This is a genomic window from Cytobacillus luteolus, from assembly GCF_017873715.1.
GTDB lineage: Bacteria > Bacillota > Bacilli > Bacillales > Bacillaceae_L > Bacillus_BV > Bacillus_BV luteola.
This window is the reverse complement of record NZ_JAGGKM010000002.1, coordinates 453,791-479,490: the sequence shown is the minus strand read 5'-3', so window position 1 is coordinate 479,490 and position 25,700 is coordinate 453,791. Positions and strand designations below refer to the sequence as shown.

The 25,700-nt window shown below is 34.9% G+C and carries 29 protein-coding genes; 21 read left to right on the top strand and 8 right to left on the bottom strand.

The genetic code is table 11. The features are described from left to right. Positions 1 to 30: 30 nt before the first annotated feature. Positions 31 to 528 (bottom strand): peptidyl-prolyl cis-trans isomerase, encoded by a 498-nt coding sequence (locus tag J2Z26_RS07220; protein WP_193537363.1) that lies wholly within the window; start codon positions 526 to 528, stop codon positions 31 to 33. Positions 529 to 730: 202 nt separating this feature from the next. Between J2Z26_RS07220 and J2Z26_RS07215 the strand changes: the two genes are divergently transcribed. From J2Z26_RS07215 to pyc, 3 genes are all read left to right on the top strand, one after another. Beyond that, a complete protein-coding gene (locus J2Z26_RS07215) occupies positions 731 to 1,012 on the top strand; it encodes an Fpa/YlaN family protein (protein ID WP_193536923.1) in 282 nt (93 codons plus the stop codon). A gap of 202 nt (positions 1,013 to 1,214) precedes the next feature. Continuing rightward, complete coding sequence (locus J2Z26_RS07210; protein WP_193536921.1) at positions 1,215 to 2,426, top strand: FtsW/RodA/SpoVE family cell cycle protein; 1,212 nt, start codon at positions 1,215 to 1,217, stop codon at positions 2,424 to 2,426. Positions 2,427 to 2,491: 65 nt separating this feature from the next. Then, on the top strand, positions 2,492 to 5,932 hold the full coding sequence (gene pyc, locus J2Z26_RS07205) for a pyruvate carboxylase (RefSeq protein WP_193536919.1): 3,441 nt from the start codon (positions 2,492 to 2,494) through the stop codon (positions 5,930 to 5,932). 47 nt (positions 5,933 to 5,979) lie between these two features. Here pyc and J2Z26_RS07200 read toward each other — a convergent pair whose 3' ends face one another. Continuing rightward, the gene (locus J2Z26_RS07200) at positions 5,980 to 6,927 is read right to left on the bottom strand and encodes a COX15/CtaA family protein (protein ID WP_193536917.1); all 948 of its coding nucleotides are present in this window, start codon (positions 6,925 to 6,927) and stop codon (positions 5,980 to 5,982) included. A gap of 714 nt (positions 6,928 to 7,641) precedes the next feature. On the opposite strand from J2Z26_RS07200, the gene cyoE reads away from it, so the two are divergent. The 8 genes from cyoE (at position 7,642) to J2Z26_RS07160 (ending at position 14,969) form a co-directional block, all read left to right on the top strand. Beyond that, a complete protein-coding gene (cyoE, locus tag J2Z26_RS07195; RefSeq protein WP_193536915.1) occupies positions 7,642 to 8,571 on the top strand; it encodes a heme o synthase in 930 nt (309 codons plus the stop codon). Positions 8,572 to 8,785: 214 nt separating this feature from the next. After that, on the top strand, positions 8,786 to 9,838 hold the full coding sequence (coxB, locus tag J2Z26_RS07190) for a cytochrome c oxidase subunit II (protein WP_193536913.1): 1,053 nt from the start codon (positions 8,786 to 8,788) through the stop codon (positions 9,836 to 9,838). 35 nt (positions 9,839 to 9,873) lie between these two features. After that, positions 9,874 to 11,745, top strand: a complete 1,872-nt coding sequence (gene ctaD, locus J2Z26_RS07185; RefSeq protein ID WP_193536911.1) for a cytochrome c oxidase subunit I — start codon at positions 9,874 to 9,876, stop codon at positions 11,743 to 11,745. Further along, a complete protein-coding gene (gene ctaE / locus J2Z26_RS07180; protein ID WP_193536909.1) occupies positions 11,745 to 12,365 on the top strand; it encodes a cytochrome c oxidase subunit III in 621 nt (206 codons plus the stop codon). The genes ctaD and ctaE overlap by 1 nt, the downstream gene beginning before the upstream one ends. Positions 12,366 to 12,369: 4 nt before the next feature. Then, complete coding sequence (ctaF, locus tag J2Z26_RS07175; RefSeq protein ID WP_193536907.1) at positions 12,370 to 12,702, top strand: cytochrome c oxidase subunit IVB; 333 nt, start codon at positions 12,370 to 12,372, stop codon at positions 12,700 to 12,702. Between the two features lie 166 nt (positions 12,703 to 12,868). After that, on the top strand, positions 12,869 to 13,768 hold the full coding sequence (gene ctaG, locus J2Z26_RS07170) for a cytochrome c oxidase assembly factor CtaG (RefSeq protein WP_193536905.1): 900 nt from the start codon (positions 12,869 to 12,871) through the stop codon (positions 13,766 to 13,768). Between the two features lie 52 nt (positions 13,769 to 13,820). Next, positions 13,821 to 14,288 (top strand): DUF420 domain-containing protein, encoded by a 468-nt coding sequence (locus tag J2Z26_RS07165; protein WP_193536903.1) that lies wholly within the window; start codon positions 13,821 to 13,823, stop codon positions 14,286 to 14,288. Positions 14,289 to 14,459: 171 nt separating this feature from the next. After that, positions 14,460 to 14,969 (top strand): GNAT family N-acetyltransferase, encoded by a 510-nt coding sequence (locus tag J2Z26_RS07160; protein ID WP_193536901.1) that lies wholly within the window; start codon positions 14,460 to 14,462, stop codon positions 14,967 to 14,969. A gap of 31 nt (positions 14,970 to 15,000) precedes the next feature. On the opposite strand, the gene ytvI is transcribed toward J2Z26_RS07160, so the two are convergent. Further along, entirely contained in the window at positions 15,001 to 16,059 is a 1,059-nt protein-coding gene (gene ytvI / locus J2Z26_RS07155) for a sporulation integral membrane protein YtvI (RefSeq protein ID WP_193536899.1), read from the bottom strand. A gap of 188 nt (positions 16,060 to 16,247) precedes the next feature. On the opposite strand from ytvI, the gene J2Z26_RS07150 reads away from it, so the two are divergent. After that, positions 16,248 to 16,598, top strand: coding sequence for an Asp23/Gls24 family envelope stress response protein (locus J2Z26_RS07150; RefSeq protein WP_193536897.1), 351 nt, complete (start codon positions 16,248 to 16,250; stop codon positions 16,596 to 16,598). Positions 16,599 to 16,647: 49 nt separating this feature from the next. Here J2Z26_RS07150 and J2Z26_RS07145 read toward each other — a convergent pair whose 3' ends face one another. Further along, positions 16,648 to 17,007, bottom strand: coding sequence for a YugN family protein (locus tag J2Z26_RS07145; protein ID WP_193536895.1), 360 nt, complete (start codon positions 17,005 to 17,007; stop codon positions 16,648 to 16,650). 215 nt (positions 17,008 to 17,222) lie between these two features. On the opposite strand from J2Z26_RS07145, the gene J2Z26_RS07140 reads away from it, so the two are divergent. Both J2Z26_RS07140 and J2Z26_RS07135 read left to right on the top strand, forming a co-directional pair. Further along, positions 17,223 to 17,651 (top strand): CBS domain-containing protein, encoded by a 429-nt coding sequence (locus tag J2Z26_RS07140; RefSeq protein WP_193536893.1) that lies wholly within the window; start codon positions 17,223 to 17,225, stop codon positions 17,649 to 17,651. 406 nt (positions 17,652 to 18,057) lie between these two features. Next, the gene (locus tag J2Z26_RS07135; RefSeq protein ID WP_227413723.1) at positions 18,058 to 18,921 is read left to right on the top strand and encodes a CAP domain-containing protein; all 864 of its coding nucleotides are present in this window, start codon (positions 18,058 to 18,060) and stop codon (positions 18,919 to 18,921) included. Between the two features lie 57 nt (positions 18,922 to 18,978). Here the strand turns inward: J2Z26_RS07135 and J2Z26_RS07130 are convergent, their stop codons facing one another. Both J2Z26_RS07130 and J2Z26_RS07125 read right to left on the bottom strand, forming a co-directional pair. Beyond that, a complete protein-coding gene (locus tag J2Z26_RS07130; protein ID WP_209794318.1) occupies positions 18,979 to 19,335 on the bottom strand; it encodes a hypothetical protein in 357 nt (118 codons plus the stop codon). Between the two features lie 33 nt (positions 19,336 to 19,368). Then, positions 19,369 to 19,857 (bottom strand): PaaI family thioesterase, encoded by a 489-nt coding sequence (locus J2Z26_RS07125; protein ID WP_193536887.1) that lies wholly within the window; start codon positions 19,855 to 19,857, stop codon positions 19,369 to 19,371. A 162-nt stretch (positions 19,858 to 20,019) separates the two neighbouring features. On the opposite strand from J2Z26_RS07125, the gene ylbD reads away from it, so the two are divergent. From ylbD to J2Z26_RS07100, 5 genes are all read left to right on the top strand, one after another. Beyond that, positions 20,020 to 20,436, top strand: a complete 417-nt coding sequence (gene ylbD / locus J2Z26_RS07120) for a YlbD family protein (protein WP_193536885.1) — start codon at positions 20,020 to 20,022, stop codon at positions 20,434 to 20,436. A 33-nt stretch (positions 20,437 to 20,469) separates the two neighbouring features. Beyond that, on the top strand, positions 20,470 to 20,709 hold the full coding sequence (locus J2Z26_RS07115; protein ID WP_193536883.1) for a YlbE-like family protein: 240 nt from the start codon (positions 20,470 to 20,472) through the stop codon (positions 20,707 to 20,709). A gap of 80 nt (positions 20,710 to 20,789) precedes the next feature. Beyond that, complete coding sequence (locus tag J2Z26_RS07110; RefSeq protein WP_193536881.1) at positions 20,790 to 21,233, top strand: hypothetical protein; 444 nt, start codon at positions 20,790 to 20,792, stop codon at positions 21,231 to 21,233. A 73-nt stretch (positions 21,234 to 21,306) separates the two neighbouring features. Further along, positions 21,307 to 21,747 carry a YlbF/YmcA family competence regulator gene (locus J2Z26_RS07105; protein ID WP_193536879.1) on the top strand — a complete coding sequence of 147 codons (441 nt, stop codon included), beginning with the start codon at positions 21,307 to 21,309 and terminating at the stop codon, positions 21,745 to 21,747. A gap of 153 nt (positions 21,748 to 21,900) precedes the next feature. Beyond that, on the top strand, positions 21,901 to 22,176 hold the full coding sequence (locus J2Z26_RS07100) for a YlbG family protein (protein ID WP_193472658.1): 276 nt from the start codon (positions 21,901 to 21,903) through the stop codon (positions 22,174 to 22,176). 36 nt (positions 22,177 to 22,212) lie between these two features. Here J2Z26_RS07100 and J2Z26_RS07095 read toward each other — a convergent pair whose 3' ends face one another. After that, on the bottom strand, positions 22,213 to 22,602 hold the full coding sequence (locus J2Z26_RS07095) for a DUF7147 family protein (protein ID WP_193536877.1): 390 nt from the start codon (positions 22,600 to 22,602) through the stop codon (positions 22,213 to 22,215). 601 nt (positions 22,603 to 23,203) lie between these two features. On the opposite strand from J2Z26_RS07095, the gene rsmD reads away from it, so the two are divergent. After that, positions 23,204 to 23,764, top strand: a complete 561-nt coding sequence (rsmD, locus tag J2Z26_RS07090; RefSeq protein ID WP_193536874.1) for a 16S rRNA (guanine(966)-N(2))-methyltransferase RsmD — start codon at positions 23,204 to 23,206, stop codon at positions 23,762 to 23,764. Between the two features lie 12 nt (positions 23,765 to 23,776). Then, positions 23,777 to 24,256 (top strand): pantetheine-phosphate adenylyltransferase, encoded by a 480-nt coding sequence (gene coaD, locus J2Z26_RS07085; RefSeq protein ID WP_193536872.1) that lies wholly within the window; start codon positions 23,777 to 23,779, stop codon positions 24,254 to 24,256. 37 nt (positions 24,257 to 24,293) lie between these two features. On the opposite strand, the gene ylbJ is transcribed toward coaD, so the two are convergent. Continuing rightward, the gene (gene ylbJ / locus J2Z26_RS07080; RefSeq protein ID WP_193536870.1) at positions 24,294 to 25,517 is read right to left on the bottom strand and encodes a sporulation integral membrane protein YlbJ; all 1,224 of its coding nucleotides are present in this window, start codon (positions 25,515 to 25,517) and stop codon (positions 24,294 to 24,296) included. Positions 25,518 to 25,700 lie beyond the last annotated feature (183 nt).

Below are 25,700 nucleotides of genomic sequence, written 5' to 3'. Positions count from 1 at the left end.
AGAAAAAATGAGCCGATAGTGGCTCATTTTTTATTCAATCCTAAAACTTATAATGTCCTTAATCGGTTCTTGGTGATTTGATCCATCTCCAAAGTAGAAGTGAATAGGTCCGTCCTCCCTAAGAGGCTTTCCTTCTTTTGAAAAACCTAGTATAGAGTCATTGGCCTTCTCTAATGGCACTTTGATTTCACCATTCTTTGTTTCAATGAGTAGAGTAGACGATCCCTGTAGCGGTCCTGCATTTTTAATAAAATAACGGAATGGGATTCCGAAAGTACCTTTAAGTATTTGTTCTTTCTTAAATTTTGTTTCAGTTTTTAAGGTAGGAGGATAGATAGCCCCTTCTTGTATCTCTCGGTCCCAATGCTTTGAAACTGATTTTGTATATTCTTCTAATTCATCTACTTCTGTATGAGTTGTAGTGAAGTAAGTGGTTAAGTCCACTTTTCGGTCGTCAAAAATCCAAACACCAGGATCAAGTGTTATTTTAAAATCTACCTTTCCTTCTAGCATAATGATTGAATTCAATTTATTGCACCAACCTTTCATTTATTAGTATAAATTTATTGGTTAGGTTTGTCACTTAAATACCATGTTTATTCTAATAGGAAATCCTATCTAGCAGTATTTAATATACTAGAGTCTATTCAATTTCTCTTGCAATTTTATGGTTTTCACGTTAATATTTATAGATAGGATTAGGTAATCGCTCGGAACGGAGGGGTTTAAAATGACATCTGAAATCGTTATCAACCATCGCGAAAAAGCATATGCTCTTCTTAAAGCAGATGCTGATAAAATATTAAAATTAATTAAGGTCCAAATGGATAATTTAACTATGCCTCAATGTCCATTGTATGAGGAAGTTTTAGATACACAAATGTTTGGATTATCACGGGAAATAGATTTTGCTGTCCGACTTGGTCTCGTTGAAGAATTGGATGGAAAAGAATTACTTGATAAGTTAGAGCGAGAATTATCTGCACTTCATGAGTCTTCTGTAAGAAGATAGTAGTACTATACAGTAAAAGGTATAAAAAAACGATTAGAAAACTCAAACTATTCTTAAGAAGGATAGTTTGAGTTTTTTTACAACTAATTATCTATATTCCAGCTATCCCTTTGGGATAGTAAAAATTTAAAAGGATTTAATCAATTTAAATAGAAGTAATTAATACATAGTATTTATTTGATTGACTAGAGGACGATGCGTAATGTTTAAAAAAATTATAAAATCTTATGATTATACCTTACTGATAGCTATTTGTATGCTTTGCTTTTTTGGGTTAGTTATGGTGTATAGTTCGAGCATGGTATTTGCTGCCTCTCATCCTAAGATTAATAATCCTGAGTTTTTCTACGACAGACAAAAATTATCCATGATGGTTGGATTTATAGGCCTTCTAGCAGCAATGATTTTTCCATATAAGGCCTATGCCAGTTCAAAACTCTTATCTTTAATCGTCTTTGGTTCTATAGGAATGCTATTGTTAGTTGCTGTATTTGGAGCAACAGCAAATAATGCCCAAAGTTGGTTAATGCTTGGGACAAGGGGAATACAGCCTTCTGAATTTACAAAGCTTAGTGTAATCATCTATCTAGCAGCAGTATATGCTAAAAAACAGTCATACATTAATGACTTAAATAGAGCGGTGCTCCCTCCGATTTTATTCACAGTAGGTATTTGCTTTTTCGTGATGGTTCAGCCTGATATAGGTACAGCATTTATTATTAGTTTAATTGCTGGTACAATTATTCTTTGCTCAGGAATGGGTATAAGAAATATAATTAAACTACTATTTTTCGGCCTTACATGTGTAGCTTTGTTCCTCCCCTTTCTCTTGTTAAAAAGAGAGTCTATCTTTACTACAGAGAGAATCTCTAGGTTTCAGGGGTATTTAGACCCATTCCTTCATGAAGGAGATGCAGGTTACCAATTGATAAATTCCTATGTTGCAATGGGTTCGGGGGGAATAACAGGTTTAGGGCTGGGGCAAAGTATTCAAAAGTTTGGTTATTTACCTGAAGCCCATACAGATTTTATAATGGCTGTCATTGCAGAAGAGTTGGGCTTATTTGGAGTTCTGTTCGTCATATTCTTATTGGCATTTATTATTTTTAAAGGATTGCTACTTGCAAGGAAGTGCACAGATCCATTTGGTAGTTTACTAGCCATCGGAATCTCTTCTATGTTAGCCATTCAAACTTTTATTAACCTTGGAGGTTTAACTGGATTAATTCCAATCACAGGTGTAACATTGCCGTTTATTAGCTATGGTGGGTCCTCCATGATCTTACTATTGCTTTGTATGGGTATTCTTTTAAACGTATCAATGTTCGTAAACTATGAGAAGAACTATAAAAAGGAAACTGTCACTCAAAATGTAAATGAACCAAAGTTCAAAAACAATCGTTATTCTTATTAACGAGTGAATGTGTTATACTATTATTAATTATGATATACTAATAGAAAAATTAGAGGAGGAACAAAATGGGAAATCGCATCCAGAAAGTATTAGTTGCTAACCGTGGAGAAATTGCAATACGAGTTTTTCGAGCTTGCACGGAATTAAATATTCGTACAGTTGCCATTTATTCAAAGGAAGATGCCGGTGCCTATCATCGATATAAAGCTGATGAAGCGTATTTGATAGGTGAGGGAAAAAAACCAATTGATGCCTATCTAGATATTGAAGGGATCATTGAAATTGCTAAAAAGAATAAGGTCGATGCTATTCATCCTGGCTATGGCTTTTTGTCAGAGAATATAAATTTTGCAAAGAGATGTGAAGAAGAGGGGATTACGTTTATTGGCCCTAAATCCTCACATCTTGATATGTTTGGGGATAAGGTAAAAGCACGAAAACAGGCACAATTAGCCAATATTCCTGTTATACCAGGAAGTGATGGACCTGTAACAAAGTTAGAGGATGTTGTTAGGTTTGGCGAGGAAGTAGGTTATCCAATTATTATCAAGGCATCACTTGGCGGTGGTGGTCGTGGTATGAGAATTGTTCGTAGTCAATCGAGCGTTAAGGAATCCTATGAACGAGCAAAATCAGAGGCGAAAGCTGCTTTTGGAAATGATGAAGTTTATGTTGAAAAATTAATAGAGAACCCAAAGCACATTGAAGTACAGATCTTGGGAGATGCTGATGGGAATATTATTCATCTGTATGAAAGAGATTGCTCGGTTCAGAGACGTCATCAGAAGGTAGTAGAAATTGCACCAAGTGTTTCATTATCGGAAGAGCTACGTCAAAAAATATGTGAATCAGCTGTTTCTTTAATGAATAATGTGCAATACATAAATGCAGGTACTGTAGAATATTTAGTCTCGGGAGAAGAATTTTATTTTATAGAAGTTAACCCAAGGATCCAAGTTGAACATACCATAACAGAAATGATAACTGGGGTAGACATTGTACAGTCGCAAATTAAGATTGCTGAAGGTCATGCTCTCCACAGTAAAGAAGTTAGTATTCCTCTTCAATCTGATATAACAACTCATGGGTATGCCATTCAGTCAAGGGTGACAACAGAGGACCCATTAAATAACTTCATGCCTGATACTGGTAAGATTTCAGTCTATCGTTCAGGTGGTGGGTTTGGTGTAAGATTAGATGCAGGAAATGGTTTCCAAGGTGCGGTGATTACACCATATTACGATTCATTGTTAGTTAAGCTCTCCACTCATGCCTTAACGTTTGAACAAGCTGCAGCTAAAATGGTCAGAAATTTGAAAGAGTTCAGAATAAGAGGGATCAAAACGAATATTCCATTCTTAGAGAATGTTATAAAACACGAAAAGTTTATGAACGGTGAGTACAATACTTCTTTTATTGATTCATCACCTGAACTTTTTATTTTCCCAGAGAGTAAAGACCGTGGGACAAAAATGCTATCTTATATCGGAACTGTTACTGTTAACGGCTTTCCGGGAGTAGAGCAAAGAAAAAAGCCAGTCTTTGCTAAACCGAGAATACCAAACGTCCAATATTCGGAACCAATTCCTAGTGGAACAAAGCAAATCCTTGATCAAAATGGAGCAGAAGGTCTAGTTTCATGGGTTAAGGATCAAAACAAGGTTCTGTTAACAGATACAACTTTCCGTGATGCACATCAATCTTTATTAGCAACACGTATTAGAACGAATGACCTAGCAAAAATTGCAGAGCCAACGGCAAGAATGCTACCTGAACTTTTTTCTTTAGAAATGTGGGGGGGAGCGACATTTGATGTAGCTTACCGCTTTTTAAAAGAAGACCCTTGGGATAGATTACTAAATTTGCGTGAACAAGCACCAAATGTCTTATTCCAAATGCTACTAAGAGCTTCAAATGCAGTTGGTTATAAAAATTACCCTGATAATGTAATTAAGGAGTTTGTCGACAACTCTGCTGCTGGGGGTATCGATGTCTTTAGAATTTTTGATAGTTTAAACTGGATTAAAGGAATGATGCCTGCAATCGAGGCGGTTCGAGATAGCGGGAAAATCGCAGAGGCAACGATATGCTATACTGGCGATATCAGTGACTCATCTAGAACCAAATATGATCTAAAATACTATAAAGACCTTGCAAAGGAATTAGAAAACTCAGGAGCTCACATATTAGGAATCAAGGATATGGCCGGTCTATTAAAGCCTGAATCATCTTATACGCTTATTTCAGCTCTAAAGGAAACGGTAAATATTCCTATCCACCTTCATACTCATGATACGAGTGGAAACGGTATTATGACTTATGCAAGGGCAATTGAAGCAGGGGTAGATATTGTAGATGTAGCTATAAGCTCAATGGCTGGACTTACTTCACAGCCTAGTATGAATACACTTTATTATGCTTTAGAAGGTACAAAGCGTAAGCCAGACGTTAATATTAAAGCGTTAGAACAGCTTTCTCACTATTGGGAAGATGTGAGAAAGTATTATATTGACTTCGAGAGTGGCATGAATTCTCCTCATACTGAGGTCTACATGCATGAAATGCCTGGTGGCCAATATAGCAATTTACAACAACAGGCTAAAGCTGTTGGACTTAGTGATCGTTGGGATGAGGTTAAAGAAATGTACCGACGTGTAAATGATATGTTCGGGGACATTGTAAAGGTAACTCCATCTTCAAAGGTTGTAGGGGATATGGCATTATACATGGTTCAAAACCATCTGAGTGAAGACGATATATACAACAGAGGAGAGACATTAGATTATCCTGACTCCGTAGTTGAGTTATTTGAAGGATATTTAGGTCAGCCTCACGGTGGCTTCCCAAAAGAATTACAACGCATCATCCTAAAGGGGAAAGAGCCTATAACAGTTCGCCCGGGAGAACTCTTAGAACCAGTGGATTTTACTAAGCAAAAAGAACATCTTTTCCATACTCTTGGCAGACAAGTGACAAGTTTTGAGATAATATCACATGCTTTATATCCTAAGGTATTTATGGACTACCATAAAACTTTTGACTTGTACGGGGATATCTCAGTGCTTGATACTCCAACCTTTTTATATGGAATGAGATTAGGGGAAGAGATTGAGGTTGAAATTGAAAAAGGAAAAACTCTTATTGTTAAGTTAGTCTCTATAGGAGAGCCACACGCAGACGGAATGAGAATTGTGTATTTCGAGCTAAATGGTCAGCCGAGGGAAGTTCTTATAAAGGATGAAAATATTAAAGCAACTGTTGTAGCGAAACAAAAGGCAAATAGAGATAATCCTGAACACATCGGTGCGTCAATGCCGGGAACAGTTATAAAAGTGTTAGTAAATAAAGGTGAAAAGGTAAATAAAGGTGATCACCTAATGATTACAGAAGCAATGAAAATGGAAACAACTGTACAGGCACCATTTGCAGGAATTGTTAAAGAGATTTATGTTTCAAATGGAGAATCTATTAAAACAGGGGATTTATTGATAGAAGTAACTAAATAAAAATTTTAAAAACCAGAGGCTCAAACAGCACCTCTGGTTTTTTCGTGTTAACTAATATTAAATTTATCTGTTTTTGAGTTTTTAAGAGATAATTCATTCTTATTACTTCTTGATGTTAACAAGAGTAGATAACTTAATACCCCGAATAAACATGCAATAATCAAAGCGTGTGCTAATGCTACAAAAAGGTTAAGTCTAGTTAACACTACTATTGCACCAGAAAGTACCTGTAGACTAACAAGTGTAAATGCAATTATCCAGCCCCAGTAAATAACACTTTGATGTTTATGAAATTTAATAGCGCGGAGCATTGCAATAAATATCCAAACAAAGATTAATCCTGCTGCAAAACGATGACCCATTTGAATCCATTCATGGGTTTGAGTCGGAAATCCAAGTTGGTTGTAATTACATACTGGCCAATCGGGACATGCTAAGCTCGCCCCTTTGTGTCGAACATAAGCACCAGAATATACAACTACATAGCTATATAAAATAATACCCACAATATGGAATTTCATTTTTGCATTAATAATCAGTGACTCGGCATTAAATTTCTTATCAACTTCAAATATTAATAGGGTTAATAGTAAAACTGAAGCGAATGATATTAAGGAAATTCCAAAATGTAAGGCTAATACAGCGTCAGACTGCCCCCACATTACAGCTGCAGCACCAATTAGTGCCTGTAATACTAAGAAGAAAAAGGATATAAGAGCTAGAAATTTGGTTTCTCGAATATGCCCTATTGCTTTCCATGTCCAAATCGACAGGATTAATACCATAATCCCAACTGACCCAGAAACAAGACGGTGGCTTAATTCAATTATTAATTCAGGAGTAATATTACTCGGGACAAATTCTCCATGACACAAAGGCCAGGAATCTCCGCAACCTTCTCCAGACTCAGTTTTCGTTACTAATGCCCCACCAATAAGAACGAACAACATTCCAAGTGTAGTTAATACCGCGAACCATTTCAGCATTCGATGCAATATATTCACCTTCCAAATTACTAATACATCGTTTCATGATCGTCTATGCAATGAATAATTAGTAATAGTTTTATCAAAATTCCATCTCTACAATAATATACAATTTTCGATGGTTAATCAAAGATAAAATTTTACAACTGTCGATATTGCAAGAAGTCATATAATCATACACTATAATTATAGTAAAAAAATATATTGTAATTGTTTAAAAGTAGTTGATTTATCATTTTTAATTTGCTAGAAATAGAAGAGTAGATTTTGGGTTATTACTAAATAAACTAGGGGAAAAGTGTTATCCTAGCTAGTGTTTCCAGCATTTTCACCATGTTAATAGTGTTTAATTGAATCTTGTCTAAACTGTAAAAAATATATTTTATTAATAGATTAAATCGCATATAATAAGAATAAATCTTGGGTCACAATTTAGACAAAAATTATTCATAAAGTGTTCACAAAAAATATTGAAAATGTGATTTAATATACAGAAGAGGAATTTATTAATATAATATAAAAAATGTCCTCAATATGGTATGATAAAAATGTTGTAGAAAAATGGTTTAGATTATTCCTTTTTTATATAAATTTGTTTCATTCTATAATATAGTTATCAGTGGTGAATAAATTTATCTTATTGACCTAATTGGTATAGTACTTCACATTCGGAATTACGATATGTGAAGCTAGACTATGCCCGTAGATAAAGGAGGAATAAATATGAGCAACACGAGAGCAGTTGATGACAATGAACTGCAAGACCAAACGAGCTCTCATTATATAAACAAGAGGTCCGCTTACAAGGATTTTCTAGCATTAATCAAGATTGGTATTGTTAATTCTAATGCGATTACTACCTTTACTGGCCTTTGGTTAGCCCTTCATTTTTCAGGGATGGCTTTTCTAGATAATTTAGACATTGTCCTTTTTACATTAATTGGTTCTTCATTGGTTATCGCGGGTTCCTGTAGTTTAAATAACTATATAGACCGAGATATTGATCCTTATATGGAAAGAACAAAATCACGTCCAACCGTTACGGGTACAGTCGACCCAAAACGTGTACTAGTAATGGGAATTGTACTCACAATCATTGGTACTATTTTCTTGTTGTTAACGACTGTTACAGCAGCAGTGATTGGAATCATTGGGGTTGTAGCTTATGTCTATCTATATACAATCTGGTCAAAAAGAAGATATACAATTAATACAGTAATAGGCAGTATATCAGGAGCAGTACCTCCACTAATTGGCTGGGCTGCGGTTGATCCTAATCTTCATATGGTTGCTTGGATTCTCTTTTTAATTCTGTTTATATGGCAGCCACCACACTTTCTAGCCTTAGCTATGAAGCGTGTAGAAGAATATCGTGCTGCAGGTGTTCCTATGCTACCTGTTGTACATGGATTTGCAGTAACTAAGAGACAAATAGTGATTTGGGTTGCATGTTTGCTACCTCTTCCTTTTTATCTCTTTTCACTTGGAATACCATTTATGATTCTTGCTACTCTTCTAAACTTAGGGTGGCTAATAATTGGTCTATATGGTTTTAAAATGAAGGATGACATTAAGTGGGCTAAGTTCATGTTTGTATACTCACTTAACTATTTGACCATTCTGTTTGTAGCAATGGTTATCGTAACTATTTAGTTTATTAGTACTACACAATTACTTTAGGTAATTCTTTCTCAACAGAAATTATATATAGAAGGAATTTTATCTAGTTGTGTTCGTAAGCTAACCTTATGGACACAACTAGATCGTACTTTCTATTAGTAAAAGTCTACTTTTATTAATTTGAAAGTAATACTTACTCAATAGGAATTATTTATTACTAACTTTGAAAGAGGGGTTTGATTAAGCTATGAAAAGATGGCTACCAAAGGTGCGCACATTTTTATTATTTGGTTTAATGGCGCTACTGTTAGCAGGTTGTGGTAAACCATTTTTGTCCACACTTCAACCAGCTGGTGAAGTGGCGGATGATCAGTACTCATTAATGATTTTGAGTACCTTAATTATGGTAATTGTTATTTTAGTAGTAACAGTTATATTCATTTATGTTGTAATACGTTTCCGTAGACGTCCAGGGGATGAAAATATTATCCCTAAGCAAGTAGAAGGAAGTCACAAGCTAGAAGTAATTTGGACTGTTATCCCAATTATCCTTTTAATTATTTTAGCTGTTCCTACAGTTGCTTCTACTTTTAAACTTGCGGATGTTTCTCCTATGTTAGAGGAAACACGTGATGAGGATGCTCTTGTAGTTAATGTTACTGCAAACCTTTATTGGTGGGAGTTTGAATATCCAGATTTAGGAGTAGTTACTGGTCAAGAATTAGTTGTTCCTACTGATGAGAGAGTTTACTTCAATTTAAAAGCTTCTGATGTAAAACACTCTTTCTGGATTCCATCTGTTGGTGGAAAAATGGATACAAACACTGATAACACAAACCAGTTTTGGTTAGAGTTTGACCAAGAGAGAGCTCAAGAAATTTTTTATGGTATCTGTGCTGAGCTATGTGGTCCTTCACATGCTTTCATGGATTTTAAAGTTAAACCATTGCCTAGAGCAGAATTCGATAAGTGGATTGAGGATATGAAAGCAGCTACTCACGAACCACAATCAGAATTAGCTAGTGCTGGTGAACAAATTTTTAATGATAAGAGCTGTATTGCATGTCACGCAATTAATGCCTCTGAAAAGAGAGCAACTGCACCTAGCTTAGCTAATTTCGGTGAACGTGTGAAAATTGCTGGTATCTTAGATTACAATGAAGATAACTTAAAAAAATGGTTAAGAGATCCTGAATCTGTTAAACCAGGTAACAAAATGACAAACACTTACCCTGAACTTTCTGAGGAAGAGTTAGATGCTCTTTCAGAATACTTAATGGGTCTTAAGGTACAAGATTAATGGATATTCCATTACGATAAAAAGGAGGTCACACTGTGAGTACGTTAACTCAGAAAAAAGGATTCGGCGCAACGGTTTGGGATTATTTAACAACTGTTGATCATAAAAAAATCGCTATCCTTTATCTAATTGCTGGTGGATTCTTCTTCCTTGTTGGGGGATTAGAAGCACTTATTATCCGTATTCAGTTAGCTGTACCTGATAGTAATTTTGTCAGTGCAGGACTGTATAATGAAATATTAACAATGCATGGTACAACGATGATTTTCCTTGCGGCAATGCCGTTATTGTTTGCATTGATGAATGCCGTTGTTCCACTACAAATTGGTGCACGTGACGTAGCCTTTCCTTTTGTTAACGCATTAGGGTTTTGGTTGTTTTTCTTTGGTGGAGTTTTCTTAAACTTAAGCTGGTTCTTAGGTGGAGCACCTGATGCAGGGTGGACTTCATATGCGTCATTATCTTTAGCATCACCTACACACGGTATTGATTTTTATGCACTTGGTCTACAAATCTCAGGTATTGGTACGTTAATTGGGGGTATTAACTTCCTAGTAACAATCATTAATATGCGTGCACCTGGTATGACTTATATGCGTATGCCTTTATTTACATGGTCTACGTTTGTAGCTTCTGCTTTAATATTATTTGCTTTCCCTCCATTAACTGTAGGTTTAGCATTATTAATGTTTGATCGTCTATTCGGAACTGGATTCTTTGATCCTACAATGGGTGGAAACACCATTATCTGGGAGCACTTATTCTGGATTTTCGGACATCCTGAAGTTTACATCTTGATCTTGCCGGCATTCGGTGTTTTCTCTGAAATATTCTCTACATTCTCAAGAAAACGTTTATTCGGTTATTCATCCATGGTATTCGCTACAGTACTAATCGGTTTCTTAGGATTCATGGTATGGGCTCACCATATGTTTACAACTGGTTTAGGACCAATTGCTAATGCAATTTTTGCTGTAGCAACGATGGCTATCGGGGTACCAACTGGTATTAAGATATTTAACTGGCTATTTACGATGTGGGGCGGACAAATCAAGTTCACTACACCAATGTACTATGCAGTTGCTTTTATCCCTTCGTTTGTAATGGGTGGGGTAACAGGTGTAATGCTTGCTGCTGCAACGGCAGACTATCAATACCATGATACTTACTTTGTTGTAGCTCACTTCCACTACGTAATTGTTGGTGGGGTAGTATTTGGTTTACTAGGTGGAGTTCATTATTGGTGGCCATTAATGTTTGGTAGAATGCTAAACGAAACTTTAGGAAAAATTACTTTCTGGTTATTCTTAATCGGTTTCCACTTAACATTCTTTATCCAACATTTCTTAGGATTAATGGGGATGCAACGTCGTATCTTTACTTTCCTACCAGGAAAAGGTTTAGATACTGGTAACTTAATCAGTTCAATTGGTGCAATCTTCATGGCTGTTTCAACATTAGTATTACTTTATAACATTATTAAGACATCAATTAACGGACCAAAAGCAAGTAAAGATCCTTGGGGAGACGGTCGTACTTTAGAGTGGGCTCTTCCGGTTCCTACTCCTGAGTACAACTTTAAACAACTTCCATTAGTGCGTGGATTAGATGCACTATGGGTTGAGAAAATGGCAGGTAAAAAAGAAATGACTCCTGCTGAACCAATCGGTGATATTCATATGCCAAATGCATCAATCTTACCGTTCACCATTTCATTAGGATTATTTATTGGCGCATTTGGAATCATGTACCGCACAGAAGAGCCTTGGGCTTACCCTGTATTATTCCTAGGTGCTATCATTACATTTGGTTCAATGTTATTACGTTCAGTAATTGATGATCACGGATATCATATTCATAAAGAAGAATTATTGAAGGATGATAATGATAAGGGGGTTAAGGCATAATGCACGTTGAAGAGAAATTAACAGCTGAAACATTTCCTGACTCTCCCGAAAAAGCAACCCTTGAAGGTAAAAATAAATTTTTAGGTTTCTGGTTATTTTTAGGTGGAGAAACTGTCCTGTTTGCTTCTTTATTCGCAACATATCTTGCATTAAAGGATCAAACTAATGGAGGTCCAACAGGTCAAGAGATCTTTGACCTTCCACTAGTTTTCATAGCAACTATGTTGTTATTAACTAGTTCGTTAACAAGCGTTTACGCAATGTATCATATGAAAAATTTTGACTTTAGAAAAATGCAGTTATGGCTTGGTGTAACTGTATTCCTAGGAGCTTTATTCTTAGGACTGGAAATTTATGAATTTAATCATTATGTGCACTTAGAGCATACAATTACTAGTAGTGCATTCGGTTCAGCATTTTATGTACTTGTTGGAACTCACGGTGCGCACGTTGCCTTTGGATTATGCTGGATCACTGCATTAATGATTCGTAATTCAAAACGTGGATTAGATCTTTACAATGCACCTAAGTTCTATGTTGCGAGTTTATACTGGCACTTTATCGATGTTGTATGGATCTTCATCTTCACGGTAGTATACTTAATGGGAATGGTGGGATAAACTGATGGCGGCAAATTTATCAAATTCAGGTAACCCTAAAGTTGATTTGGTATATCGTAGGAAGAAAAATGCAGAAGATATGAAGTACCAAGTAATTACATTTATAATTACGTTATTTCTAACAATCATGGCATTTTTAGCTGTAGGCCTTGATTTTACAGGATGGTATGTTGTTCCTTTTATCATTCTGTTGGCTGTCGTACAATTAATCTTTCAACTTTATTATTTCATGCATATGTCTCATAAAGGTCATGAAGTGCCAGCTCTATTTTTATACTCAGGTGTAACAGTAGCGGCTATCACAGTCCTTGCTTTTATGACAATTATTTGGTGGTAATATAATGTAAAAGAAAATCGGCTTATGGCCGATTTTCTTTTTTGCAATAAACTAGAGTTTTTACTATTAGTAGTGTAGAAATGTTACCAAAACGTTCATTTGTTTATAACAGACAAACTGATGTATAATGTAATTGTCGCAATTTGCAACTTAATGAGGTGAAATTATGTCTTTAAGTGTATTCGGATTTCAAGCGATGTGGAGTCCATATTTTTTCATAACCGTGTTAGCTATAACAGTTCTTTACTTTGTGTTAATTGGTCCAATGAGGAGTCGATTTAAGAACAGTGAACCTGCAACATTAAAGCAACAATTTCTGTTTGTAACAGCCATGATCCTTTTATATATTTGTAAAGGTGGCCCATTAGATCTTTTAGGTCATTTAATATTTAGTGCTCATATGGGACAGATGGCAATATTATATTTGGCTATTCCTCCATTAGTTATATTAGGTATACCATCTTGGCTTTTACGTAGTATTGTTGAGTTACCGATTGTTAAACCATTGTTGAAGTTTTTCACAAAGCCATTAATTGCACTAATTTTGTTTAATGGAGTATTTTCTTTTTATCATATACCATTAATTTTTGATGTAGTGAAAACTGATATGGTTCTGCATTCAGCGACAACGGCTTTACTTTTCATAGCGGCCTTTATTATGTGGTGGCCACTCGTAAATCCTTTAGAAGAGTGGGAGACATTATCTGGCGTTAAAAAGGTTGGATATATATTTGCAGATGGTATTTTATTAACACCGGCGTGTGCACTTATCATTTTTGCTGAGACACCTCTTTATGCTACGTATACAGATCCACAAGCATGGGTAAATGCTTTGCAACTTTGTGTACCAGCAAGTATGTTATCAACCCTTGACCTTGGTGGTCCTGAAATGTTTAACTTCATGTCACCTTTAGAGGATCAACGTACAGGTGGAGTCATTATGAAAATTATTCAAGAAATTGTATATGGTAGTATTTTAGGATATGTATTTTACCAATGGGTTCGTAGGGAACAAGAGCAGGATGACATTGATGCCCTACAAATGAATCCACAAACGACTGAATAATACTAAATTCTCAGTTTAGATATTTTATTTTTGAAATGAGAGAGGAATGAATATGAACCATTCAATACCGGTTTTACCTACAATTAGTACAATTTTTATTGTCATTAGTGCAATTTTAGTTGCGATAGGTTGGTATTTAGTCACTAAAAGAAATATAGAGGCTCACCGCAAAGTTATGACACTTGCAGCAGTTGCTGCATTAATTTTCTTTATTATCTATGCATCAAGAACTATTTTTGTCGGAAATACTGCGTTTGGTGGTCCTGATAATATGAAAATTTACTATACTTCATTTCTAATTTTTCATATTATATTAGCTACCACAGGTGCTGTTTTTGGGATTACTACATTATATTTAGGGTTCAAAGACCGCATTGCAAAACATAGAAAACTTGGGCCAATTACAAGCATTATTTGGTTCTTTACAGCAACTACAGGTGTTGCAGTTTACTTGCTGCTATATGTTTTCTACTCAGGTGGGGAAACAACCTCAGTTATAAAAGCAATACTAGGTTTCTAATATTGTAATATGTATAAGGTGTTATGGAATACAATTATTCTATAGCATCTTTTTTTATTGAGAAAAAATTGATTTTTACTTCGAGAAAATCAACATCCACCTCTTAATTGCTATTTTTTCGTTCACTATTTTGTAGATTAAACAATATTTGAAAGGGGAGAGATGTGAATAATGATTGAAATTTTTACAGATCGTTTACTTATCGTCCCTTGTTCGCTAGATATTGCCAAATCCTTGGTTTTCCATAGGAAAGAGTTAGAAAAGAGGTCTCCTATAATTATTCCTAAAGGATGGCCTTATCCAAGTGTGACAGGTATGCTCCCGATTTATATTGAGAAATTAGAAAATGATGAGTCTGAATACGGTTGGGGACTTTGGTTAATCATTAATTATGCGGAAAAAAGTATTATTGGGGATGTTTATGTTAATAGCAAGCCTGATGAAAATGGAACGGTTCATTTGAGTTATTCTATGGTTAAGGACTTAGCAGATAGCAGTTTAACTTATGAAAGTATGGACGCATTAATCGAATGGATGATTACTCAAAAAGATGTAAAAAAGGTTATTACAGAATGCTGCGATCATAATATGGAATCCATTAAGTTATTTGAAAAATTAGGAATGAGATGTACTAGGAAAGATGGGAAATTTCTAAAATGGGAGCTCCGAAAAGCTATTTAAAAAAAGAGAGGTGGGTATCGCGCCACCTCTCTTATATTTTAAAATTAAATTTTATTATTCCTGCTTCGCGTGCTGAGTTAAATGCAATTAATAAAATAGGGCCAATGATAAATCCAAGGATACCAATTAGTTTTAATCCAAGGTACATTGCAATTAAGGTAGACAATGGAGACAGCCCAATATGGCTTCCCATTACCTTTGGTTCAATTGTTCTTCTAATAACTAATAGGATAACTCCTAATATTGCCAGCTCTGTACCCAACACAATATTTCCAGTAATAAAATGAAATAGTGCCCATGGGCCCATAACTACGATAGAGCCGATTATAGGAATAACATCAATAATCCAAATAATAAATGCCATCATTAACGCTACATCTGGAGCAATAACTAGTAAGCCAATAAATGATGTAATGAAAATAATGATACTTACTAAAAACTGTGCTTTTATAAAACCGAAAAACACATATGAAAGTCTAGAAGTCATAAAGTTAACTTTATCAACTGTTCGACTTGTAAAAAGAGTAAATAGTTTCTCCTTGAGGTTTGGCATTTCTATCATTAACAAGAATAATGCGATTAAGTAAACAATAAAACTTACTAAGTAACTTGGTATTTCTGTTAAAAGTGATTTTAAGTTTTCAATATTTACATATGCAAGAAGCCCCGTTTGAAAATTGTATAAAGTTTCTTCAACTTGCCTAGTGATTACTTCCACAAACTCCGGGGGAAGATCTTGTGATCGATCATACAGATTTTTCTCAACCTCTAGTAAAACACGGTTTATTTCATAAATATAGATAGGTGCATTTTCAATAATTTGAATAGCCTCTGCTATTACCTTTGTTATTAAGAAGTAACTTCCAAGTGCCATTAACAATAAGAAAATAATAAAAATGATGGTTACAGATAAAGTTCTTTTTATCTTAAAACGTTTTTGAAAAAGTTTTACTGCGGGTTCGAGAAGAAGTGCAGTAACAAAAGCGATAATTAAAGGTATGGAAACAGGAAGTATCCAATATCCAAGTAATATGATAAGTAGAATAGAAAGTACAATCAAAATGGTTCGCTTAGTAAATAGACTGGACAATAGGTTACTCCTTTCATAAAAAAACAATGCTATATAAAATTATAGTAAAGAATTACAATAAATCCAACTAAAAAATATCAAACTCAAGCTTAAAATAAGTTGATGGGATAAGTGCCCATTTCTGGCAATCAACATAAACTATATAAAGATTTAATAACAAAAAAATAGACAAGAAGGAGTTGGTTTACTTGATCGAAAAATTACTTTCAAATGGCAAGCTACTCATTACAGAAGAGGTATTAGCATTAATTACGTTATTAACAATAGATGAAACGGAAGGTGTAGCTAAGACTGTCTCTGGAGTAAAGAATGAGATCTTCAATGTCTTAGGTTCAAAGTATACCCGTAAAGGTGTTACCATAGAAAATTCAGAGGATGGAGTTTCAATTGAAATTAGAATCTCACTTTACTATGGGAATAATATAATTGAAACATGTAAAAAGCTTCAAGAGTCGGTTGTCCAAGAAATTGAAGCAATGACTGGTGTTGTTGTAAAGGACATAAATATTAAAGTTGAGCAAATCATTAAAGCATCTTAAAAACGCTATGAAAAGGGAACAGATGTTTTGTGATCTGTCCCCTAGGTTATTACTGATTAATTTTTGCGATGCCTTCTTTGATTTGGCTTAGTAGCTTCTGGCTTTGATCTACAAGCGCTTTAGGGAAGGTTTCTCCTTCACCATACTCAACACCGTGTGGGTAATAGTGTTTTCCTAATAAAGGTGGTAGTAATTTTACAATTGCGTGGCCACGATCGACTTCACCTTCAACAGCAAAACCTTGAACTCGCAAATAAAAAACGCCATCTTTTGTTTCAAATTTGCGATCATATGTAACTCGCTCATAATCCCATTGACCAGCTAGTACAAATCCTAAATCTTCCATTAATGAAGTTAATCTAGAGAATTCTACAGTTTGGTTTTCAATCCCAGTATTTTCGAATTTCATAATAGTCCCTCCTAAAACATACAACAAAGAAATGTTCTCTGTATAATAATAGTACGAAAAACGTCAAGATGCAATCTATAGATGTATACGTCTTAGAAAATGTGCTAAATATGTCATATTTTTATTTAATTGAATAGGACATGAGCTAGAGAAACAAACTAATATTGCCTTTCTTTATGGTTAGAGGCGTGATTTACTATTTGAGGAGGTCTACTATGCAATCTGTTCGTGAAATAATGACTTCGGATGTTGAGTATTGTACTCCACTAGACAATGTTTATGAGGTTTCTTTAAAAATGAAAGAAAATGATGTTGGTGCAATTCCCATTGTTGATAATGATAAACTAATCGGAATGATAACTGACAGAGACCTAGTCGTTAGAGGATACGCAGAAAAGCATTCCGGCTCAACAAAGGTTACGGACGTAATGAGTGATGAGTTGATTACTATTAAACCTGATACTTCTGTATACGAAGCATCTCAATTAATGGCTAAACATCAAATTCGTCGTTTACCAGTTGTTGAGCATGATAAATTAGTTGGTATCGTTTCACTTGGGGATTTAGCAACTAATAAGCTATCCGACCAAAAAGCAGGACACGCACTTAGTGAAATTTCAGAAAACGAAAACATGCATCATTAAATGGTTAAAATGGACAAGGACACTTAAGAATCATAAGTGTCCTTGTTTTATTGTTCAATAAAAAAAGAGAACTATTATTATGAATTTTTTTGCAGCGAACATTTTATATATCGGTAATTTGGATTTTTCAACGTAATGGAATTATTTTTTTAGGAATAAAATCTAGTAATGAAAAATATAATGATAGAAAACATGATAGGGAGGGATACCCCTGAAACATTTTAGAAGTTTTACTATATTCATTCTATTAATCCTTACTAGTATTTTCATAGTTATTACAGCAAATACAGAAAAAAAGCCTATAATAATTAGTAGTATCCCTACAACAACAGAAACTAGTGTAGAAATTCCTGTACTCGAAGAATCCCCAAAAAGAAAAATGCCCACAGAGGGTCTTTTTACATATATGGGAAAGGCGGTAGAGGAGATTGAAGAATTGTTAGGGAAGCCCACTAGAGTAGACCAAACTGCATACGAATATGATTGGTGGATTTATAATCACTATCCTAATGCCTACATTCAAGTTGGAATTAAAGATAATAAAGTAGTTACTGTATATGGTATAGGTGATGAAATAAATGCTCACCCACTATCAATTAACCAAACAATGGGAGAGATTCAAGAGCAATTTGATTTCGAGAATACCATATCGTTAACCGCAAAAGGAAATTCGTATCGTTTTGAATTAACAGAAGAGGAAAGACAACAGAGACCACTAGTAGTATTTGGGGATATTTTTGTTCAGCTTTACTTTGATAAGATTACAGGTAAGCTTTCAAGTATTCGTTTAATGGATAACGAAGTATTAGTGATGCAAAGGCCTTATGAACTTGTTTATCGGGGAGAACTTTTATCCGCAAAGGATTTATCAGAGGATGAGTGGAAGAGCATTGAAAAAGGAATTGAAACACAAATACTTGATATAACAAATATGATGCGTTTCAGGCATAACCTGGGTCCTGTAAAATGGCATGAGGAAACATCTATTGTTGCTTATAAACATAGTGAGGATATGAGAAATAATGATTTCTTTTCTCATGACTCTCCTACAAACGGAGGCCTAGCAGATCGATTGGCAAAAGGTGAGGTATTGTATCAGTTAGCTGGTGAGAATATTGCAGCAAAGTATGTAGATGGCATTGCTGTTGTAGAAGGTTGGTTAAATAGTGAAGGACACCGTGAAACGTTACTAAACGAAAAGTTTACACACCTGGGTGTAGGAGTCTTTGAAAAATACTACACACAGAATTTTATACAAACGTGGGAATAGCCTAGAAATTAACCTATTGCCCAAAAAACAAGAGAAGGCCCGTTGAGAGCCTTCTCTTTATTCTTGTTCTTTAAACTTTGTAAAACGAAAGATATCATTTTCCCACTTACCAATACACTGTATTTTAGTTCCATATGTAAATGTAGGTGGTGTAAATTCATTAGTTATAGGGACGATATGTCTTGCCTTTGTATATTTATGTTGTTCTTTTATCACAAGGTCCGTTACGAAAATATATCTATTATAATAGTACCTCTGTTTCTCTTTCGTAATATTTGTAATTGTACCACTAAGCATAGCCTCTTCTTCCACATTATTAACAGCAAGCCATTTAGAGGTGAAATCTTTTCTCTCTCTTTTTGTAATAATGAAAAAGCAAAGGAAAAGAATCGGAATCACAACCGCTGCTACCATACCAATTCCCCCGGTTATATTGACCTTAAATAACTATCTTTTTGTAATGACGAAAAAGCTGCCTGTGGCGTGGGCAATTAGTTTGCCATCATCACGAAACACTTTGCCTTCAGTTACTACAATCTTTGACCCTTGATGAATAATATTTGCAATACACCTTAGTTCTAAGCCTTTTCCAGGTGCGACATAGTTTATTTTCATTTCAGACGTTACTGCTGCTTGTCCTTCAGGTAAATGATAGTGAACTAACGAGCCCATTGCTGAATCAAGTAGTGTTGCAGTAATACCTCCGTGGACTATATCAAGAGAATTCTGAATAAGATCTGTATTTGGAATGATCATCTCAAATTGTTTATCCTCTGTAATACGGCTAGTGGAACCAAGAATTCCACCTAGATAAGATCCATTTTGTTTTGTCTGTTTTCTAACTAAACCATCGAGAAATAATTCGAGGACTTTTTGGTCCTTTTCACTTGAGTTTTCTACAATCTGATTAAATTTCTGAGTAAGTTCTGCATTCATTATTTAAAAATCCTTCTTTCATTATTCCTAAGTAATATTGACATTGTAACAACAATTTAAGTCATTTGGCAATTTTTCAATTGTTTAAAATTTGGGCGAACAATAAGGGCATATTCCAGATAGTATGTAGTAGGCAATTGTATTAATAATGAGGTGAGGTATATGAGTAAGCAGCAAGTACATCCATCTATTGTGAAATTTAAGGAGTTTGTAAGAGAGCATCCTCAGTTAATTCAAGAGGTTAGAGTTGGAAAGAAATCTTGGCAAGAGGTATATGAGGATTGGTATCTTCTAGGTGAAAGTGATAAGTCATGGGAAAAATATAAAAGTAACCAATCTGGATCTAACAGTGAATCTAACAGTGAATCTAACAGTGAATCAAAAAAAGACTTTATGTCACAAATCTTTACAATGATAAAAAATGTGGATATGAATCAATTTCAACAACAGATATCAAATGCTGGTAGTGCAATATCTACAATTCAAAGTGTAATAAGTCAATTTCAGGGTGGAAATACGAACAATACTGGACAGCAACCAACAGGAGGGAACCATCCATTTTCTTTTCGTAAGGACTAACAGTTGGTTTTCTAGCAAGGGGATTGTATAACTATGAGAAAAGATGTCGTTCAGCTTATTCAAGAAGATAAAAAGATACTTCAATTTATTAGAGCAAATCCAAGGTGGTATCGAAATCTTACAAGGAATCCCACGGATATTGAATCCTTAAAACTTTCTTCTATGTATTATTATAAGCAAACTATTCCTGATAAGGTCGAAAAGTTTTCAAACACCCTTGGATTAGCATCAATGATGTTGCATATGTATCAATCAATGAAAGAGGGAGACTGAAATGTAAATGCATTGATGTCTCTTTTTTTTGATTATTTTCCTTCTAAGCGTGCAACACTATTCATTAAGAGGTGATAGTTATGAAAAGGTATTTTATTGGACTGTTCATTCTTTCCTTAACTTTAGTTGGAACTGCATGTACAAATGATAAACCTCGTCCTGAAACAAACACTCAGGTAGTACCTATGGAGGTAGAACATTCTAAAGATATTCCATCGATTGAGGTATCGATTGCTCAAACCCAACGGTCAATAGACGTTAAGCACCAAATAAAGGGAAATGATGTTTATGTGGAATGTGTGATAGCAAACTTTACATTTACCAAAGGCAAGGATAAAAATGTTGATGGAGAAGGTCATATTGAATTATACCTCAATGGAGAAAAGATTGATGAAATAGCAACCGCAGCTTTTATTATCAAGGAATTACCTTCAGGAAACCATACTGTCAAGCTTGAATTAGTTCATAATGATTCACTTAAATACAATATTAGTAAAGAGTTCGATGTATCTATAGTAAATTAGTATTATAAAGTAGGACTTACAAAATTAGCAATTCAAGGTTAAACTATGGTATGATGATTCTGGAGGTGTATGCATGCTTGCCACATTAGAAAGAATTGAAATACTGGAAAAAGCAGAAGAATTAGCTAATATGATCCTACATTCAGACATTGCCGATAATTATCGAGAGTGTTTATATACATTAAATACAGACCCTGTTGCTCAAAAAATGATTTCCGAATTTGTAGTATGCAAAGAGCGCTATGAGGAAGTTCAGAGGTTTGGAAAATACCACCCAAACTACAAGGAAATATCAAAAGAGATCAGAGAGCTGAAGAGGGCTGTAGATCTAAATGAAACGATTATTGCATTTAAGAAAGCTGAAAATAATCTTCAAACTGTCCTAGATGAAATAAGTGTCCAATTAGGAACTGCTATATCCGAACATATTAAGGTACCGTCAGGAAATCCTTTTTTTGATTCCATGAGTTGTGGTGGAGGTTGTGGGTCAGGTGGGGGCTGCGGATGTAAATAAGACGGGATATGCTCCCGTTTTATTTTTGTTTTAGGCAAGGGTTTAGAGAGATACTAATTTCAAAATTGTATGAAAAATATTGTAAGATAGCAAAAAGGTGTGCTAGACTAATAATGGACAATGTTAAATGGAACGTTTAGAAGGAGAAAATTTATGTTTGGTAATCGTCAAGGTATAATTGTGTATTTGCATTCGTTAAAGCAAGTAAAAATGCTACGTCGCTTCGGAAACATTCATTATGTATCCAAAAAATTAAAGTATGTAGTTATATATATAAATATGGAAGATCTAGACCATACGATAACTAAGTTAAAGGCATTTTCCTTTGTAAAGAAAGTAGAACCTTCCTATAAACCTTTTTTAAAGATGGAATTTGAAAATGCAAGACCAGATAAGGCTAAAGAATACGACTATAAAGTTGGATTGTAATGAAACCACTTACAGAGGTAAGTGGTTTTTTCTCATTTATTGCATAGGTGGAATATAACGGTTCATTCTAAGGATGCCAATAAGGTGCTGGAAGTATAGTTCTTTTTCTCCAAACATTGAGGAATGTTTAACATCAAAGGAGATGATTTGTTGTTCTACTTCAGTGGCTAATTGGGTAAATAGTTCATATCTTTTATTTGGTGTTACTTCATGATTTGGAATGCCTTCTCTACAAATGTATAGTGCTTGGAATTTTCCTGGATCAGTAGGGTGTAATGCTACGATAAATGAGGATAAATCCCGTCCATTATGCTTTGTATTTAAAACAAACATTTTTGACACTCGATGTTTGTTTGCTCTAGTGAGTTCAATTAGCTCATAAATATCTGAATAGCCTTCGCCAAGTTCAATAAATCGTTGAATCATTTTCATGTCCTCCTCTTTTTTCTCCCACATTACTTTACCACGAGTTGACATCAAAATAAAAGAACAAAAGCGCAAGCGCCTTGATCAGTCCCGACAAGCAAATGTTCTGTGCCATAAAAAGTCTGCACTTCGACTTTTTATGGCACAGGTTATTTGACCTCGAGGGGCTAGGCGCTGGAGCTGGACGTAGTAAAACTTAAGCCCTAGTTATCCACAATGTTAGATTATTAAAATTTCCTAGACCACAAAAAAAAGACCTGCAGAATATCCTGCAGGTTCCTTCCAAAGTTGAAAACAATAATGTCTCAAAGTGGAAGGCAAAGGGAGAGGAGAAACCGGAGGAAGAACTTATGGGGAAACGTAAGTCTTCTCCGCGGTTGGCAACAACATCCTCGAATGATGTTGTCTTTACTAATTATGACCATTCTTGCATTGAGTATACATCCAAACCCTATTTTTTTGGATAAGAGGTTATAACATTGAGTTCTAGCCTCTTGCTAATGTTTATGGTAGGATGTTAAATAATTATAGTTATAAGTAAGCAATGGGATTGTATACAATTTCAAAATAATAATCTTTTTAATAGAGTGTGGTGAAAAAAATGAGAGTAGTTTCTGGAGTGTGTAAGGGTCGACCGTTAAAAGCTGTACCAGGAATGTCCACTAGACCAACTACTGATAAAGTAAAAGAGGCAATCTTTAATATAGTCGGTCCCTATTTTGATGGAGGAGTTGGTCTTGATTTATTTGGTGGTAGTGGAGGCTTAGGTATAGAGGCTCTCAGTCGAGGTCTAGACAAAGTCATTTTCGTTGATAAAGATCAGAAAGCTATACAAACGATTCGATCAAATGTTGAAGCGTGTAAATTCACAGATAATGTAGAGGTTTACCGAAACGATGCTGAACGTGCATTAAAAGCGATTCTAAAACGTAACCTTCGCTTTGATTTAATTTTCCTTGATCCACCTTATAAAAAACAGCAGTTAAACGAGCTTATCTCGAAGATAGAAAATAATCATCTACTAAATGAAGATGGATACATAATTGCAGAGCACAGCGATGAGGTTGATTTACCTAGCAGCATAGGTGCATTAAAAAGAATAAAGTTTGAAAACTATGGAGTTACGTCTGTTTCGGTATTCCAAAGTAGAAATGAGGATTAGGGGGAACCTATGATGGCTAGTGTGGCAGTATGCCCAGGAAGTTTTGATCCAATTACCTATGGACACCTTGATATTATACGTCGAGGTGCAAAGGTTTTTGATACGGTTTATGTTGTAATCCTAAATAATTCTTCAAAGAAGCCACTTTTTTCTTTAGAAGAGAGAATAGCTCTAATACAAGAGGTTACAATGGGGATTGACAATGTAATTGTAGATTCACATCAAGGATTGTTGATTGACTATGCTAAAAATAAAAAAGCCAGTACAATTTTAAGAGGATTGCGTGCGGTCTCAGACTTTGAATATGAGATGCAAATTACTTCGATGAATCGGGTTTTAGATGAAAGCATTGAAACATTTTTTATGATGACCAACAACCAATACTCTTTTTTAAGTTCAAGTATAGTAAAAGAGGTTGCTAAGTATAAAGGTGATATTTCAGAACTTGTTCCAAAAGCTGTGGAAAATGCTTTAATTAAGAAGTTTACATAAAGAGAACTCGCCGAAAATGGCGAGTTCTTTTATTGAATCATCTTTTGTGAGTATTTAAAGAAAATAGTCTGGATGCGTAAACAAAAATGTATAGAGTTAAGGATATCAATGTTATGATTGGCCCGTAGGTAGAGAGAAGCCCCCATAGTGAGTTGGCCCATACACTAGGCTGTTCTATGAGAGAAACGGGAATGACTTCACCATATGCTAAATTGTCAAGGTAGACTGGTTTCCAAAGAACTAATGCCAGGATCGCAGAAATAAATCCCTGTAAGATTCTTGCGAAAAAAAATGGTTTATAACGGATATCTGTGTCAGCGATAATACTCGCAACCTGTGCGTGAATCGAAAAGCCGCTAAAGCCAAGTATAAAACTAGTAATGATTAACTGCTGAAGTAACTCTACGTCCATTAATTCACTTGCTAATTTACTTCCTAATGTAATTTCGAATAACCCTGATATAAGCGGGATGCTAAGGTCTGGTGATAGTTTAAAAAGTTGTAGACTAAAGGAAGTAAAGTAACCAATTAATTCTGTTATATTTACTAGCGACAAAAGTCTGTTAAAGACAGAGAATAATATAATAAATCCACCAATCATTAATAGGGTTTGAATGGATGATATAACAGCATCACCTAATAATTTACCTAGAGGGCGTTTATCATTTAATCGAGTTCGGTGGAGAACCCTTAAAGCTTCCACTAATGATGGTTTCAGTTTTTGCTTTTCCTTACCTTTTTGTTCATTCGGTCCATGGAAGCGCATGACTATTCCAACGATAAAGCTTCCTAGATAGTGGGATAGTGCTAGAATAATCCCTAAATTCGGATTACCAAAAAAACCTACTGCAATTGCACCAAATATAAAGAGAGGATTTGAGGCATTTGTAAATGAAACTAGTCTTTCAGCCTCTATAGCAGTGATTTGTTCTTCTTGTCTAAGTCTTGCTGTAATTTTTGCCCCAGCCGGAAACCCTGATGCCATCCCCATCGCCCAAGCAAACCCTCCAACACCAGGAACTCTAAATAAGGGCCTCATGAGTGGTTCCAATAAGACGCCAATAAATTTGACTACTCCAAACCCAATTAACATCTCTGCGACAATAAAGAAAGGTAGAAGAGAAGGAAAAACAACCTCCCACCACATACTTAATCCAATTTTCGATGCTTCGAGTGATTCTTTTGGGAATGTTACCAAGGCTGACGCCATAATTATAACAAATGATGCTAATACAACTGTTTTCATTCGGGAACGTGTCAAGAGCTGTGCCTCCTAGCATGCCAAATTCTATACAACTTGTCATGATGAATGATAGAATATGAGAACATAGTAGTAATAAATCCTTAAATTAGGACAATCAATTATATTTCAATATACGTGTATAGGTGCTAATTTTAGACCATAAGATTGTACAAGATTTAATTTTTAACCAATATTAACGTA

Coding starts and splice junctions, on each gene's coding strand:
- J2Z26_RS07215 (WP_193536923.1), top strand. CDS start 731: ATGACATCTGAAATCGTTATCAACCATCGCGAAAAAGCATATGCTCTT.
- J2Z26_RS07210 (WP_193536921.1), top strand. CDS start 1,215: ATGTTTAAAAAAATTATAAAATCTTATGATTATACCTTACTGATAGCT.
- pyc (WP_193536919.1), top strand. CDS start 2,492: ATGGGAAATCGCATCCAGAAAGTATTAGTTGCTAACCGTGGAGAAATT.
- cyoE (WP_193536915.1), top strand. CDS start 7,642: ATGAGCAACACGAGAGCAGTTGATGACAATGAACTGCAAGACCAAACG.
- coxB (WP_193536913.1), top strand. CDS start 8,786: ATGAAAAGATGGCTACCAAAGGTGCGCACATTTTTATTATTTGGTTTA.
- ctaE (WP_193536909.1), top strand. CDS start 11,745: ATGCACGTTGAAGAGAAATTAACAGCTGAAACATTTCCTGACTCTCCC.
- ctaF (WP_193536907.1), top strand. CDS start 12,370: ATGGCGGCAAATTTATCAAATTCAGGTAACCCTAAAGTTGATTTGGTA.
- ctaG (WP_193536905.1), top strand. CDS start 12,869: ATGTCTTTAAGTGTATTCGGATTTCAAGCGATGTGGAGTCCATATTTT.
- J2Z26_RS07165 (WP_193536903.1), top strand. CDS start 13,821: ATGAACCATTCAATACCGGTTTTACCTACAATTAGTACAATTTTTATT.
- J2Z26_RS07160 (WP_193536901.1), top strand. CDS start 14,460: ATGATTGAAATTTTTACAGATCGTTTACTTATCGTCCCTTGTTCGCTA.
- J2Z26_RS07145 (WP_193536895.1), bottom strand. CDS start 17,007: ATGAAATTCGAAAATACTGGGATTGAAAACCAAACTGTAGAATTCTCT.
- J2Z26_RS07140 (WP_193536893.1), top strand. CDS start 17,223: ATGCAATCTGTTCGTGAAATAATGACTTCGGATGTTGAGTATTGTACT.
- J2Z26_RS07135 (WP_227413723.1), top strand. CDS start 18,058: ATGGGAAAGGCGGTAGAGGAGATTGAAGAATTGTTAGGGAAGCCCACT.
- J2Z26_RS07130 (WP_209794318.1), bottom strand. CDS start 19,335: ATGGTAGCAGCGGTTGTGATTCCGATTCTTTTCCTTTGCTTTTTCATT.
- J2Z26_RS07125 (WP_193536887.1), bottom strand. CDS start 19,857: ATGAATGCAGAACTTACTCAGAAATTTAATCAGATTGTAGAAAACTCA.
- ylbD (WP_193536885.1), top strand. CDS start 20,020: ATGAGTAAGCAGCAAGTACATCCATCTATTGTGAAATTTAAGGAGTTT.
- J2Z26_RS07115 (WP_193536883.1), top strand. CDS start 20,470: ATGAGAAAAGATGTCGTTCAGCTTATTCAAGAAGATAAAAAGATACTT.
- J2Z26_RS07110 (WP_193536881.1), top strand. CDS start 20,790: ATGAAAAGGTATTTTATTGGACTGTTCATTCTTTCCTTAACTTTAGTT.
- J2Z26_RS07105 (WP_193536879.1), top strand. CDS start 21,307: ATGCTTGCCACATTAGAAAGAATTGAAATACTGGAAAAAGCAGAAGAA.
- J2Z26_RS07100 (WP_193472658.1), top strand. CDS start 21,901: ATGTTTGGTAATCGTCAAGGTATAATTGTGTATTTGCATTCGTTAAAG.
- J2Z26_RS07095 (WP_193536877.1), bottom strand. CDS start 22,602: ATGATTCAACGATTTATTGAACTTGGCGAAGGCTATTCAGATATTTAT.
- rsmD (WP_193536874.1), top strand. CDS start 23,204: ATGAGAGTAGTTTCTGGAGTGTGTAAGGGTCGACCGTTAAAAGCTGTA.
- coaD (WP_193536872.1), top strand. CDS start 23,777: ATGGCTAGTGTGGCAGTATGCCCAGGAAGTTTTGATCCAATTACCTAT.